The organism is Bradyrhizobium sp. SZCCHNS1022 (assembly GCF_032484835.1).
GTDB lineage: Bacteria > Pseudomonadota > Alphaproteobacteria > Rhizobiales > Xanthobacteraceae > Bradyrhizobium.
Window position 1 is genome coordinate 1,572,450 of record NZ_JAUETT010000001.1, and the last position, 14,428, is coordinate 1,586,877.

Consider the following 14,428-nt stretch of genomic DNA (forward strand, 5'->3'; position numbering starts at 1 on the left):
GAACGTCATTTGTCTGAAAGCCATTTTTGCAGTAAGTGCCTCGCGCAAACGGGCGCGTTCTGGTGGCGCCGATCCGGTCGTCAGGGCAACATGTCATCGAAAACTCTTCAAGGAAGCGCAGCTGCAGCGGTCGCTGCATTTGTGATGCTATCGTCGCAGCTATTGCCGTCGCAGGCCTTCGCGCAGGCCGATGAAGATCCGGAGGTTCGCATCGAGCGGCTGGAGAATCAGCTGCGGCAGCTCACGGGTCAGAACGAGGAACTGCAGTATCGTAATCGCCAGCTGGAGGAGCGGCTGCGGCAGCTCCAGGGTGGGGCGCCGGGAGCGCCCGGCGCGGCGTCGGCACAGCCGAGCCCCGCTTATGGTCAGCCAGCGCAGCCGGCCTATGCCCAGCCGGCCCAACCGCAATATGGCGGCCAGCCGCAGACCTATTCCCAGCAGCCTGGTTATGGCCAACCGCAAGGTGCTGCGCCTGCGCCGATCGCGCAGGATTCGGCTGCGAACGGAGGCGGGCGGCGACGTGGCGACGCGTTCGATCCGGGCCAAAATCCCAGTGCGCCAGGCGCACCGCAGGCGCTCGGCGGCGGTCAGTTGCCGATCCAACCCGGCGGCGGCGCGCCCTCCGGACGCCCGGTCGGCGAGCCGATGGACCTCGCCAACACCCCAGGCCGCTATCCGCAAGGCGCGCCGCCGGCCGCGGCGCCCGGTCCAAGAGCGGGCGGTCTCGACACCGCGCCGCCGACGCAGTCGCCGCGCGACGAATACGACCTCGGCATCGGTTATATGCAGCGCAAGGACTATGCGTTGGCAGAGCAGACCATGCGCAATTTCGGCCAGAAATATCCGAACGATCCGATGGTCGGCGATTCGCAATATTGGCTCGGCGAGAGCTTCTTCCAGCGGCAGCAATATCGAGAGGCCGCGGAGGTCTTCCTGGCGGTGACCACGAAATATGAGAAGTCGGGGAAGGCGCCGGATGCGTTGCTCAGGCTCGGCCAGTCGCTGGCCGCGCTGAAGGAGAAGGAGGCCGCCTGCGCGGCCTTCGGCGAGGTGACCCGCAAATATCCGCGGGCGTCCGCCGGCGTGAAGGCTGCGGTCGATCGCGAGCAGAAGAAGGTGAAGTGCTGAAGACAGCTCGCGCGTAGGCGCGCTGGCGGCGTTCGCCGGGACGACGGCTGAGTTTGTGGTTTGCAGCTCCCGCGCCTAATCTGCCGGGCATGGCACGGCAGAAGACAGCGCAGACCGACGCCTCAGACGATGGTCGTCCCATCACGGCCGCGGAGGCCGAACGGCTGTTCGCGGCTTTTGTCGACGCGCCGGGGCTGGTGCTTGCGGTTTCCGGCGGTCCCGATTCGATGGCGCTGATGTGGCTTGCGGCACGCTGGCGGCAATCGCTGGCGCGCGGCCCGCGGCTGATCGCGGTGACGATCGACCACGCCCTGCGGCCTGAAGCCGCCCGCGAAGCGCGTGAGGTCAAGCGAGTGGCGCGTACCCTCGATCTGCCGCACCGGACCTTGCGCTGGCGCGGCGACAAGCCTGCCTCCGGGGTGCCTGAAGCCGCGCGGGCGGCGCGCTACCGATTGCTGGCGCAGGCGGCGCGCACGGCCGGCGCAAGTCATATCGTCACGGCACATACCAGGGACGATCAGGCCGAAACGCTCTTGATGAGACTGTTGCGCGGCAGCGGCGTCGCCGGCCTGGCGGCCATGGCCGCTATCAGCGAGCGGGAGGGACTGCTGTTGGCGCGCCCGCTGCTCGGCATCGCCAAGGCGCAGCTCGTCGCAACGCTGCGGGTGGCCAACATCGATTTCGTCGAGGATCCAACCAATATCGATCCGGCATTCACCCGGCCGCGGCTGCGTGCGCTGATGCCGGCGCTCGCAGCCGAAGGCGGCGATGCACGCAATTTGGCGCGGCTCGCGGCCCGGCTTGCCCGGGCCAATGCGGCGATCGAGGTGCTGGCCGACGGCGCCGAACGCTATCTTGCTCTGACCGGCCACATCGAATCAGGGGGGCTGCGCGCCGGGCGCAATCCGCTCCCGAACCGCCAAGTGAAGGGCCTGGTGAATGGCCAAGCCTTCGATCTCCAGGCATTTGCGCGGCTGCCGGAGGAAGTTCGGCTGCGGCTCCTGATGCGCGCGATCGATCGCTACGGCTCCGAGGGGCCGGTGGAACTCGGCAAGGCCGAGGTCCTGCTCGCGAAGTTGGACCGGACTCTTGCGGGGATCGCCGGAGGTGGCGCAGCCACGCCAGACAGGCTAAAACAAACCCTTGCCGGTGCATTGGTAAGCGTAACCAAAGGACAGGTCCGCATCGAGCCGGCGCCAGCCCGCCGCCGAGGCGGTGGCTAGCGGCCTTCGCGGACCCTTAACCACCTGCGATGACGCGGTTTTCCTGCGTCATTTTTCGAGCAGGAATCGGCGATAGATGCGGTAAATAGTCCTGCGTGGTTCCCTTGGCATTGTCGCGAGTGGCACCTAGATTAAACGACGGTCGACCGGGGGATTCCCTCGTGGCTACCTAGGGATAAGTCCGGGATCAATCCAAAGGACAGACGGCCGCGATCCGCGCGACCACGAAGGAAAATCGATGAACGCCAATCTGCGCAACTTCGCCCTTTGGGTCATTATTGTTCTGCTGCTGTTGGCACTCTTCACGCTGTTCCAAAATCCAAGCCAGCGCGCGTCCTCGACCGATATTTCGTTCTCGCAGCTGCTGACCGAAGTGGATCAGGGCCATGTCCGCGACGTCGTGATCCAGGGGCCGGAGATTCACGGCACCTTCACCAACAATACCTCGTTCCAGACCTATGCGCCGAGCGACCCGAACCTGGTCAAGCGGCTGTACGACGCCAAGGTTCAGATCACGGCGAAGCCGCCGGGCGACAACGTGCCGTGGTTCGTGTCGCTGCTCGTGTCCTGGCTGCCGTTCATCGCGCTGATCGGCGTCTGGATCTTCCTGTCGCGGCAGATGCAGGGCGGCGCCGGCAAGGCGATGGGCTTCGGCAAGTCGCGCGCGAAGATGCTGACTGAAGCGCATGGCCGCGTCACCTTCGAAGACGTCGCCGGCGTCGACGAGGCCAAGCAGGACCTGCAGGAGATCGTCGAATTCCTGCGCGATCCCGGCAAATTCCAGCGCCTTGGTGGCCGCATTCCGCGCGGCGTGCTGCTGGTCGGTCCTCCCGGCACCGGCAAGACCTTGATCGCGCGTGCGGTCGCAGGTGAAGCGAACGTGCCGTTCTTCACCATTTCGGGTTCGGACTTCGTCGAGATGTTCGTCGGTGTCGGCGCAAGCCGCGTCCGCGACATGTTCGAGCAGGCCAAGAAGAACGCGCCCTGCATCATCTTCATCGACGAGATCGACGCGGTCGGCCGTCATCGTGGCGCCGGCCTCGGCGGCGGCAATGATGAGCGCGAGCAGACGCTGAATCAGCTCCTGGTCGAGATGGACGGCTTCGAAGCCAATGAGGGCGTAATCCTGATCGCGGCCACCAACCGGCCCGACGTGCTCGATCCCGCCTTGATGCGCCCCGGCCGCTTCGACCGCCAGGTCGTGGTGTCGAACCCCGACATCATCGGCCGCGAGCAGATCCTCAAGGTCCACGTCCGCAAGGTGCCGCTGGCGCCCGATGTCAACCTGAAGACCATTGCCCGCGGCACGCCCGGCTTCTCCGGCGCCGACCTGATGAACCTCGTCAACGAGGCCGCCCTGACCGCCGCGCGCCGTAACAAGCGCATGGTGACTCAGGCCGAGTTCGAAGAGGCCAAGGACAAGGTGATGATGGGCGCCGAGCGCCGCTCCATGGTGATGACCGAGGAGGACAAGCTGCTGACCGCCTATCACGAGGCGGGCCACGCCATCGTCGCGCTCAACGTGCCGAGCCATGATCCGATCCACAAGGCCACGATCATTCCGCGCGGCCGTGCGCTCGGCATGGTGCAGTCGTTGCCCGAGGCCGACCGCCACTCGCATACCCGCGAATGGTGCGTCTCCAAGCTGGCGATGGCGTTCGGCGGCCGCGAGGCCGAGGTGCAGAAGTTCGGTCCGGAAAAGGTGACCAACGGCGCCACCGGCGACATCCAGCAGGCCACCAACCTCGCCCGTGCGATGGTGATGGAATGGGGCATGTCGGACAAGCTTGGTCGCGTGCGTTACCAGAGCAATGAGCAGGAGGTCTTCCTCGGCCATTCGGTGGCGCGCAGCACCAACATCTCCGACGACACCGCCAAGCTGATCGACTCCGAGATTCGCGGGCTGATCGAGGCGGGCGAACAGGAGGCGCGCCGCATCATCACCGAGAAGCGCGAGCAGTGGGAGGCGATCGCCCAGGCGCTGCTCGAATATGAGACGCTGACCGGCGAGGAGATCAACGACCTGCTGAAGGGCAAGAAGCCCAACCGCGAGTCCGTGGTCGAGCCGTCGACGCCGCGAGCCTCCGCCGTGCCGCCGGCCGGCAAACCGCGGCCGCGCCCCGATCCGGATCCCGGCCTGGAGCCGCAGCCGCAGGCCTGAGCAAATCTATCCGCGTTGACGAAAAGCCCGGCGATGAGCTGGGCTTTTCCTATTTTGGCGACCGACCGCTTTCTTTGTCAGGGGGGAAGAGGGCCCCGCGGACCTTGAGCCTGTTTAAGCCTTCCTCAAGCGGTCTTCACTTATTGCTCCTCGGTGCGAGCATCATTCTCAGTCCGCACGAGGATTAGATGGCCAACAGCTTCCGCGCCTCGCGGCTCGAGCCGCAGGCGAGCCTCGTTCCAGGCGGCCTGTTTGCCGTCTGCTTCGTGCTGGCCTGGATCAACGCCTCGTTTTTCCCGGCGGCCTATCTTTGCGGTGGGTGGATCTGGGACGCGCACGGCCTGGGCATTCCGACCGATTTCGTCAATGTCTGGGCGGCGGGCAAGCTCGCGCTGCAGGGCCATCCGGCGCTGGCCTGGGACTGGGACGTCCAGCGCGCCGTTGAACTCGATGTGCTCAAGCAGGATTGGCCCGGCGGCTATTTTGCCTGGCACTATCCGCCGCCGTTCCTGTTCGTGGCGGCGTTCCTGGCGCAGCTTCCCTATTCGATCGCCTTCATCGGCTGGGCCTGCGCAAGCTTCGTGCCCTACCTGGTGGTGATGCGCGCGATCGTGGGCCGCGCCTTCGGCTTCGTGCTTGCGGCCGGCTTTCCGATCGTGTTCTCGAATACGATCGTCGGGCAGAACGGGTTTCTGACCGCCGCCCTGGTCGGCGGCACGCTCTACCTCTTACCCATGCGGCCGGTGCTCGCTGGCATCTGCCTCGGCCTTCTCACCTACAAGCCGCAATATGGTTTCCTGTTTCCGATCGTGCTGATCGCAACCGGCCGCTGGCCCACCTTCGTCTCCGCCGCCATCACCGCCGTCGTGCTTGCCGGCATCTCCACGCTCGCTTTTGGTGTCGAGAGCTGGCAGGCCTTCTTCCATTGGATGCCGACCTTCTCGCAGGCCTTCCTCACCGAGGGCAAGGCGACCTGGTGGAAGCTGCAGAGCATCTTCTCGCTGATCCGCTATTTCGGCGGCACCGAGGCGCTGGGCTGGGCGTTCCAATGGGTGCTGACCGCGGCGGTCGTGGTGGTCCTGGTCGCGATATGGCGCAGCCCGGTGCGCTACAGCCTGAAAGCCGCAGCCCTGGCGGTGGGGACCCTGCTCACCACGCCGTATCTGTTTCTGTATGACATGATGGTGCTGGCGATCGCGGTGGCGTTCCTGGTGAGGATCGGGCTGAAGGACGGCTTCCGTCCCTACGAACTGCCCGCGCTCGGTTGCGCCGCGCTGCTTCTGATCGCCTTCATCCTGTTCGGAGTTCCGGTGGGTCTTGCCGCCAATCTCATTGTCGGCAGTCTGGTGCTGCTCCGGGCGGGGCCGTGGTGGCGGCGCGAGCCGGCGCGCGCTGCGCACGCGCTCGCGGCGGCGTGAGGCCATTCCGGCAGATCAGACCTTCGTCCGAGTCAGCCCATTTCCGGCTTGTCATCCGCTCTGAATAGTTGTTCAGTTCTTCCTGACGCATAACGGGGCTTGCCTCCAAAAACAGTGAATTCCTATTCGTCGCGGCTCGGCCGGGACGGTGGGCGGGATGAGAGACGCGCCATGGTCTATCGGCGAACCCATCAGGTGGTGAAGCGGCTGGCCGCGCGGCGCAGCGCGATCCTGGCTGCTGCACGCGAGGCCGCCGCCGAAGGCGGCATGGCGGCGGTGCAGATCGCGCCGGTCGCGGTGAAAGCCAACGTCGCCGCCGGAACGGTGTACCGCTACTTTCCTTCCAAGGCAGATCTGATCTCCGAATTGATCGCCGAGGTGTCCCGCGACGAGCTTGCGGCGATCCGGCGCGCCGCCGATGCGGCGCCGGGACCATCCTCGGCGCTGGCAGCCGCCATCTCGACGGTGGCGGTTCATGTCCTATCGCAGCGCAAGCTCGCCTGGGGCATTCTCGCCGAGCCGGTCGATGTCGATGTCACGGCGTCCCGCATCGCAAGCCGGCTTGAGATCGCGAGCGAGATCGGCACCCGGATCGAAGCTGCGGTTCGCGCCGGCCACCTGCCGGCGCAAGACACTCAGCTGGCTGCGACCGCGCTGCTGGGCGCGCTGCACGAGGCGCTGGTCGGGCCGCTGGCCCCGGAGAATCTCGACGATCCCATCAAGCTGCGCGATACGGTGCAGGCGGTCACGCTGCTGGCGCTGCGCGCGGTCGGCGTGATGGATGCCCGCGCCCGCGGCCTGGTGGTGCAGGCCGTGCTGCCGGTGAAGACCCTGGTCGGCGCCTGAGCGCGACCACGCGCCTCAATCCGGCTTAAGCAAGGATTCACGCGCGAAGGTCATGTTGCGGGAGGCTTCCAGGATGCGCCCGCGAACGGCGGCCGCATCGCTCACGCGGGCGCTTCTGCCGGGATGTTCATCTCACGCAAACAAGTAGTTATGCCGCTGGTGATCGCCGCCGCAAGCGCGGCCGGCGCGATCTACGCCTATTTCGCCGGCGAAGATATCAATTGGGACTGGCAGAATTATCACGACTATGCCGGCTTCGCGTTGCTGCACGGCCGCTTCGATGTCGACGTCATGTCGGGCGGCTTCCAGAGCTTTCTCAATCCGCTGGTCCATGTGCTGCCTTATCTGCTGCGCCACGGCCTCGCCGCGCCGTGGTGGGGCGTTGCACTCGGCGCGCTGCACGGGCTCAATCTTGCGCTGGTGTGTTGGGTCACGCGGGTGATGCTGGAGAAGGATGCACGCGTGCCGGCGCTGCTCGCCGCCGTGCTGATCGCCGCATGCGGGCCGATGACCTTGTCGGAGGTCGGCACCAGCTTCGCCGATATCCTCACGGCCATGCCGATCCTTGCCGGCGTCGCGCTGATCTTTGCGGACAGCGAACAGGACGGCCGGCGTATTTTGCTGGCCGGGCTACTGATCGGCGCGGCGACCGGATTGAAGCTGACCAATGCGACCTTCCTGATCGGCGCCGGCGTTTGCTTGTTGCTTGCGCCGCGCCCGCTTGTTGCGATGCTCCATTTCGGGGCGGGCAGTGCTGTGGGGGGACTTGCGACCGGTGGCGCCTGGGCGCTCAAGATGTGGCGCGACTTCGGCAGCCCGCTGTTTCCGTTCTACAACGCGATCTTCCGCTCGCGGGAGGCGCCGCCGGTCTCGATCATCGACACGCGCTTCATGCCACGTGGCCTGATCGAAGCTTTCGCCTATCCCTTCGATTGGCTGGTCGGACGGCATCCCTCCTCGGAGTGGCCGTTTCGCGATCCGCGCTTCGCCGTCGTTGTTGTACTGCTGCTTGCGACAATTGCCGTCGGCGCATGGCGTCGGCGTGAGTTCTTGCAAGCGCGCGACAGACAGTTCCTGCTGTTATTCTGGGTGAGCTACGCGCTGTGGATGCTGGCCTTCTCGATCCAGCGCTATCTGATTCCGCTCGAGCTGCTGTCAGCGCCGCTGATCGTGCTGCTGCTCACGCGGCTCGCGGCGGCAGGGCGGCCGTCGCTCTCGTTCGAACAGGGCGCGGCTTTGCGCGCATGTCATCTCCTCACCATGACGGCCGCGTTTGCGATCGCGCTGTGGTCGCAGCCGACCGATTGGATGCGGCGGCCATGGTCGGATCCATATCGCCCGCAGCTTGCGGCCGCATTGCAGAAGCCGGCGACCTTTCTGCTCCTGCACAAGCCGCTGGGCTATATCGTGTCCCAGCTTCCTGCCGGTTCGCGCGCCTATCAGCTCTCCGAGATTGTGCTGCCCTTGGTGCCCGGCGGCGTGCTGGAACGCCGCGTCCGCGCCGGGCTGGCCGAGCCGCTGCCCGGCGGGATCTGGGCGCTGTATTTCGCGACGAGCCCGACGGACAATCCGCCCCGGCTCGCGGCGCTGGATGCCTATGGTCTCGAGCGTGACCCCGGGAGGGCTTGCGAGCGGATCGCTGCCGTGGACGGCAGCGACATCGAGGCGTGTCCGGTGATCTCGCGTGCGTCGTCGGCATCGGCGGCCGAACTCGATCGAACCGGCCGCGATTCGAATTAGAGCATGATCCGGAAAAGTGGAAACCGGTTTTCAGAAAAGATCATGCTCAATAAGAGAGACTAGATCATGATACGATTCCTTCTAATCGCATCATGATTATCTAGGCTGCGTACTCATAAATTAACCGCGTGAATCGATGTCCGCTTGTCTCCAAGAGCCGCGCGAAAGCGGACGTTGTCGGACTTCCGGGAAGGGCCAACAAGAGACGTCGCTATGAGAACGCGTTGGCGGGAATCCAAAAAAATACTTCAATAGGCGTTCTGCCTAGCTCCGTTCATGAGTATTGTGCTGCGATTAGGTCAAGCTCGTAGCGCGTGGGATCCAATGTATATTCGCCAGATTGTTTTCGCCGTCGTGCTGCTCGGCGCTTTGGTTCCGTTCGGGCCTGCCACAGCTGAAGATGGCTTCCCAGCGGCGGAGTGGCAGCGCGTCACCCTTGCAGAATTGGGCTGGTCAGAGACCGAATTGGCCCAAGCGCGATCCTTTTCGGATCAGATCCGGTCGAGCGCGGTTGTGATCGTTCAACACGGAAAGGTGGTGGCCGAGTGGGGCAACACGACGAAGCCAATGGAGCTTGCTTCAATCCGCAAGAGCCTGCTCAGCGCCCTGATCGGCATCGCAGTGTCGGATCACCAGATCAACCTTGACAGCACGCTTGGCGAACTTGGCATCGACGATAACCCGCCTGGCTTGACCGGGGTCGAGAAGGGCGCGACGGTGCGCGAACTCCTCGAAGCGCGTTCCGGGGTCTACCACGCGGCTCTCTATGAGACGCCGGACAATGCCAAGATGAGACCGCCGCGCGGCAGTCACCCGCCCGGCACCTTCTGGTATTACAACAATTGGGACTTCAACGCGCTTGGCACGATCTACGAGCGTGCAACCGGCACCGGCCTCTTCGAGGCGCTCGACCAAAAGATCGCAAAGCCAATCGGCATGCAGGACTACCGGCCACAGGATGGCAGCTACGTCCGCGGCGAAGCGTCTATCCACCCCGCCTATGAGATCCGCATGAGCGCACGGGACTTGGCGCGTTTTGCACTTCTCTATCTTCACAAAGGCAATTGGGCCGGACACCAGATCGTGCCGCGGGAGTGGGTGGAAGAGAGCACGCGCAGCTATTCGAAAGCGGCGTTCGGGATGGGCTATGGCTATCTCTGGTGGATCGGTTTTTTGGGCGGTGACGTTGCGCCGACGGTGACTTTGCCCGAGGGCAGCTTTATGGCCCAAGGTGCCGGCGGCCAATACGCCCTGGTCGTACCCGCACTCGACCTTGTCGTGGTGCATCGTGTCGACCGCGATGCGCCCTACGTCGAACCTTCATTTCGCAACATGGCCAGGCTCTTCTGGCTGATCCTGAAGGCCGATGGCTATGATCCGGGGCCCGATGCCTCGCTCGCCGCAGCAATCGGCGAAAGACCGACAGGTGAGACCCTGGCCGCAAAATTCAAGGGCAAGACGATCAGCTTCGGTCCGAAGCTCAAGAATGGTCCGTTATCCATGCGATTCGAGCCCGACGGCCGGATGACTTATCCGCACTGGGACGAGTCCTTTGGGCCTGCAGCCGGGACATGGACGGTCGCGGAGGATAAGCTCTGCATCTCGACCTCGGGAGGCAGACGTCGCTGCTACATTCCGGTGCTGAACGGTGAACAGATTGAGTTGTTCGACCAGCTGGGCGTCATGCAAATCGCCGGGATGGCGCTGCCTCAGTGATCTGCATGCAGCAATCGGCTCGCGACGTCCGTTCAGGCTCATGAACGACAATACTCAAGGTAAGCATAATAGGTCGGCTTTCGGGTGCATAGCGACCAGTTGAGCCTGACAGCCGAGCCATGATTCAAGCCACCAGACGGAAGGGGCCGATCGTGCGCTACGAACTCACAGACAATGAGTGGTTCGCTATTGAGCCGATGCTGCCGAATCAGCCGCGCGGTGTGCCACGAGTGAATGACCGTCGTGTCCTCAATGGCATCTTCTGGGTCTTGCGCTCTGGAGCACCATGGCGTGACCTGCCAGAAAACTTCGGTCCGTACACGATCTGCTACGATCGGTTCGCTCGCTGGCGACGGGCGGGCGTGTGGCCCAAGCTCATGAGCGCACTGGCCGGTGCTCATGATGCTGCGGTGCAGATGATCGACACGTCTATTGTTCGCGTGCATCAACATGGGGCCTGTATCACAAGGAACCCGCGCCAATCGATGGGAAGGTCACGCGGCGGCTTGACGAGCAAAATCCACGCGGTGGTCGATGGCAATGGTCTGCCGCCTGTACGGCTGGCGTTGAGCCCCGGCGAGGCGCACGACGTTCGACTGGCCGGAAAACTGCTGTCCCGTCTTAAATTCGGATCGATGCTGCTTGCCGACCGAGGCTATGACGCCGTCTGGATCAGGGAGCTTGCCATGAAGAAGGGCGCATGGGCCAACATCCCGCCGAAAAGCAATCGCAGCGATCCGATCTGCTTCAGCCCGTACCTCTACCGCGCTCGCAATCAGGTCGAACGGTTCTTCAACAGGATCAAGCAATGCCGTCGGGTAGCGACGCGCTACGACAGGCTCGCCGCCAACTACCTTGCATTTGTTCAACTCGCGTCAATCCGGTTGTGGCTGCGCCTTAATGAGTCCGCGTCCTAGCTGCGCTCACATGTAAGCGTCGCCGGACGGACCGACATAGGCGATGCGCACCATGTTGGTGGTGCCGGGTGTCCCGAGCGGCACGCCCGCGACGATCAGCACGCGCTGGCCGGCGCGGACGAAGCCGTCGCGAAAGGCGATCGAGCCGGCGCGGTCGACCATGTCGTCCTGATCGCGCGCATCCTCGGCAACCACGCAATGCACGCCCCAGACCACCGACAATTTGCGGCCCGTGGCGAGATTGGGCGTGATCGCGACGATCGGCGGCTTCGGCCGCTCGCGCGCGACGCGGATCGCGGTCGAGCCAGACGAGGTCCAGCAGATGATGGTCGGCAGGTCCAGCGTCTCGGCGATCTGCCGCGCGGCATCGGCAATGGCATCGCCGGCGGTCGACTCCGGCTCCGGCCGTTGCGCGGTGATCACCGAGCGATAGACGAGATCGCGCTCCACTTCCTCGCCGATCCGGTTCATGGTCGAGACCGCTTCGACCGGATATTTGCCGGCCGCCGATTCGGCCGAGAGCATGATGGCGTCGGCGCCCTCATAGACCGCGGTGGCGACGTCGGAGACTTCGGCGCGGGTAGGCACCGGCGACTGGATCATCGATTCCAGCATCTGCGTCGCGATCACCACGGGCTTGCCGGCGCGTCGCGCCAGCCGCGTCATCTGCTTCTGCAGGCCCGGCACCCGCTCCAGCGGCAGCTCGACGCCGAGGTCGCCGCGCGCCACCATCAACGCGTCCGAGGCCTCGACGATGTCGGTGAGGCGGTCGATCGCCTGCGGCTTCTCGATCTTGGACATCACGGCGGCGCGGCCGCGGATGATCTTCTTGGCTTCGAGCACGTCGTCGGCGCGCTGCACGAAGGAGAGCGCGATCCAGTCGACGCCGGTGTTGAGCGCGGCATCGAGATCGGCGCGGTCCTTCGGCGTCATCGCCGAGACCGGCAGATCGGTGTCGGGCAGGCTGACGCCCTTGCGGTCGGACATGCGGCCGCCGACCACGACGCGCGTGACGACGAAAGTCGGCGAGGTCTCCTCGGCCACCAGACGCACCTTGCCGTCGTCCAGCAGCAGCACGTGGCCCGGTCGCAGCGCAGCGAGGATTTCCGGATGCGGAAGGTAGACGCGATTCGAATCGCCCGGCGTCTTGTCCGAATCCAGCATGAAACTCTGGCCGTTCTGCAACTGCGTCCCGCCATCGGCAAAGGTGCCGAGCCTGAGTTTCGGTCCCTGGAGGTCGACCAGGATGCCGATCGGCCGGCCATAGCTCGATTCGACATTACGGATCGTGGCCACCAGCTCCCGCATCTTGTCATGAGAGGTGTGGCTCATATTGATGCGGAAGATGTCGGCACCCGCCTCGAACAGCTTGCGAATCATCCCGCTGTCCGAGGATGCCGGGCCCAGGGTCGCCAGGATCTTGATCCGGCGCAGCCGCCTCATGGCTTCGGCGCTGCGGCAGGCGGCGCAGCTGCGGGCGGAGCGCCTTGCGGCGGGGCCGGCAGCCCCGGCACATTGCCGCTCGGCCCCAGCGTTCCGGGGATGCCGGGCACCCGCTGTTGCGCCGGCTGCTCATTGGCTTCGGTGAGCTGCACGGTCCAGGCGCGCTGGTCACCGGTGTCGACCTCGAAAAAGCCGGTGCGGTCGAAGCCCCGCGCCAGGCAGTTCTCGGTGCCCTTGATGGTGAATTCCTTGTCGCGTGAGCACATGAAGGCCTGGCCCGACCATTCGCCGCCGCGGTCATAGTCCAGCGCGTAAATATAGTAATAGCGCGCGACCAGGGTTCCCTTCAGCAGGGTTTCGCAGCTGCGCGAGGACACGTTCCACCAGCCTTCGGTGGTCCAGCCTTCAGCATCTTTGTAACCGAGCGCAACGCCGACGCGGCTCGAGGTGTTGTTGCACAGGCGGAAATCGGCCGCCGCCGGGCTGGTCCAGAGGCAGAGCATTGCCAAACCGAGCACCGACAGCAGTCCGACACCCGGCCGACAGATCGGAAAACGGAGGAGGGCGGAGATTTCGGGGATCATTGCGCGACGCTATATCAAACGTTGGATGGTGTCGCGTGACTTGGCTGCGGCTCTCAACATTGAGGGCGATGGCGATGCAACGCTGCAACCGAGCCCCCAAGCTCTTCGCTGCAACGCGATTTGGCCAAACCGGCGACGAGGCCAGACTATATACCAGAAATCTGGCATAACGCGACACAGGGAACGGAACACGAAAGAGGCGACGATGGATACAACCACCCGGACCGAGCTTGAGGCGGCTGCTTTCCGCAGGCTGGTCGAACACCTGCGGAGCCGGACCGACGTTCAGAATATCGAATTGATGAATCTGGCCGGCTTCTGTCGCAATTGCCTGTCGAACTGGCTGAAGGACGCTGCGGATGCGCAGGGCGTCCCGATGACCAAGGATGAGAGTCGCGAGGCGATCTACGGCATGCCTTACGACGAATGGAAGACGAAGTACCAGCGCGAGGCGACGGCTGAGCAGCTCGAGGCGATGAAAAAGGTGCATCCGGGTCACTGAATCGTGCTGGCGAATCATGCCCGGTCAATTCGGATGAATCCCCCTGAGCCGTCTGCCCAACGATAGGTTGGATGCTTCCTTTCCCGTTACTTTCGCGGGATAGGACGGGAGAAAGCCTGCGCCACAGTCGCGAATCGGGCCGATCCAGGAGACGCAAGAAAAACGCAAGCGGCGCGGCCGCATTTTGTGGGCTGCGGGCGTGTGGCCGCAACAAGATGTGGGCGCGCTGTGGATGAGGGCGATGTTGCCTTGACGCAGGGCACGCCAAATTTGAGGGTCTTCCTGAAAGAACGCGCGCCTTGCAACGATTGGCGCCCTCATCGAGCCACACCAGTTCCACTCAGGAGTATCAGATGGCCACCGCCGCCGCTGCGAAGGATGACGACTCGCCTGCAACCCGCTTTGCCGTAGACCAACTGAAGTCGATCATCGAGCGCATCGAGCGCCTGGAGGAGGAGAAGAAGGCGATCTCCGAAGACATCAAGGACGTCTATGCCGAGAGCAAGGGCAACGGTTTCGACGTCAAGGCCCTGCGCACGATCATCCGCCTGCGCAAGCAGGACCCCAACGAGCGCCAGGAAGAAGAGAGCATTCTCGAGACCTACATGCAGGCGCTGGGAATGATCTGAGCTGACATCGAATGCTTCGTTCCGATGCTTCCCGTCCGCGACGGGGAGCGTCGTTTTATTGGCGTACGGCGACTGCGGTGTCTTCGCCCGGGGCGACGCTCGCTAGCCCCGGGGCAGTGCC

The 14,428-nt window shown here is 64.4% G+C and carries 12 protein-coding genes; 10 read left to right on the forward strand and 2 right to left on the reverse strand.

The window, feature by feature from the left end:
- Positions 1 to 90 precede the first annotated feature (90 nt).
- From ybgF to QX071_RS07135, 8 genes are all read left to right on the forward strand, one after another.
- Positions 91 to 1,128: a tol-pal system protein YbgF gene (gene ybgF, locus QX071_RS07100; RefSeq protein WP_315701586.1), complete on the forward strand. Its 1,038-nt coding sequence runs from the start codon at positions 91 to 93 to the stop codon at positions 1,126 to 1,128.
- An 89-nt stretch (positions 1,129 to 1,217) separates the two neighbouring features.
- Entirely contained in the window at positions 1,218 to 2,351 is a 1,134-nt protein-coding gene (gene tilS, locus QX071_RS07105) for a tRNA lysidine(34) synthetase TilS (protein ID WP_315701585.1), read from the forward strand.
- Between the two features lie 238 nt (positions 2,352 to 2,589).
- On the forward strand, positions 2,590 to 4,512 hold the full coding sequence (gene ftsH, locus QX071_RS07110) for an ATP-dependent zinc metalloprotease FtsH (RefSeq protein WP_315701583.1): 1,923 nt from the start codon (positions 2,590 to 2,592) through the stop codon (positions 4,510 to 4,512).
- A 188-nt stretch (positions 4,513 to 4,700) separates the two neighbouring features.
- Positions 4,701 to 5,930 (forward strand): glycosyltransferase family 87 protein, encoded by a 1,230-nt coding sequence (locus QX071_RS07115; RefSeq protein ID WP_315701581.1) that lies wholly within the window; start codon positions 4,701 to 4,703, stop codon positions 5,928 to 5,930.
- A gap of 171 nt (positions 5,931 to 6,101) precedes the next feature.
- Positions 6,102 to 6,776: a TetR/AcrR family transcriptional regulator gene (locus tag QX071_RS07120; RefSeq protein WP_315701579.1), complete on the forward strand. Its 675-nt coding sequence runs from the start codon at positions 6,102 to 6,104 to the stop codon at positions 6,774 to 6,776.
- Positions 6,777 to 6,899: 123 nt separating this feature from the next.
- A complete protein-coding gene (locus tag QX071_RS07125) occupies positions 6,900 to 8,516 on the forward strand; it encodes a glycosyltransferase family 87 protein (protein WP_315789503.1) in 1,617 nt (538 codons plus the stop codon).
- Positions 8,517 to 8,840: 324 nt separating this feature from the next.
- A complete protein-coding gene (locus QX071_RS07130; RefSeq protein ID WP_315701575.1) occupies positions 8,841 to 10,232 on the forward strand; it encodes a serine hydrolase in 1,392 nt (463 codons plus the stop codon).
- Positions 10,233 to 10,351: 119 nt separating this feature from the next.
- Entirely contained in the window at positions 10,352 to 11,149 is a 798-nt protein-coding gene (locus tag QX071_RS07135) for an IS5 family transposase (RefSeq protein WP_315701573.1), read from the forward strand.
- A gap of 6 nt (positions 11,150 to 11,155) precedes the next feature.
- Here the strand turns inward: QX071_RS07135 and pyk are convergent, their stop codons facing one another.
- A complete protein-coding gene (pyk, locus tag QX071_RS07140; RefSeq protein WP_315701572.1) occupies positions 11,156 to 12,592 on the reverse strand; it encodes a pyruvate kinase in 1,437 nt (478 codons plus the stop codon).
- Positions 12,589 to 13,176 carry a DUF1036 domain-containing protein gene (locus QX071_RS07145; protein ID WP_315701571.1) on the reverse strand — a complete coding sequence of 196 codons (588 nt, stop codon included), beginning with the start codon at positions 13,174 to 13,176 and terminating at the stop codon, positions 12,589 to 12,591. Before QX071_RS07145 ends, pyk begins: the two co-directional genes overlap by 4 nt.
- A gap of 205 nt (positions 13,177 to 13,381) precedes the next feature.
- On the opposite strand from QX071_RS07145, the gene QX071_RS07150 reads away from it, so the two are divergent.
- Together QX071_RS07150 and QX071_RS07155 are read left to right on the forward strand one after the other, a co-directional pair.
- Positions 13,382 to 13,678 carry a DUF1244 domain-containing protein gene (locus QX071_RS07150; protein ID WP_315701570.1) on the forward strand — a complete coding sequence of 99 codons (297 nt, stop codon included), beginning with the start codon at positions 13,382 to 13,384 and terminating at the stop codon, positions 13,676 to 13,678.
- A gap of 353 nt (positions 13,679 to 14,031) precedes the next feature.
- Entirely contained in the window at positions 14,032 to 14,307 is a 276-nt protein-coding gene (locus tag QX071_RS07155) for a DUF2312 domain-containing protein (RefSeq protein ID WP_315701568.1), read from the forward strand.
- Positions 14,308 to 14,428 lie beyond the last annotated feature (121 nt).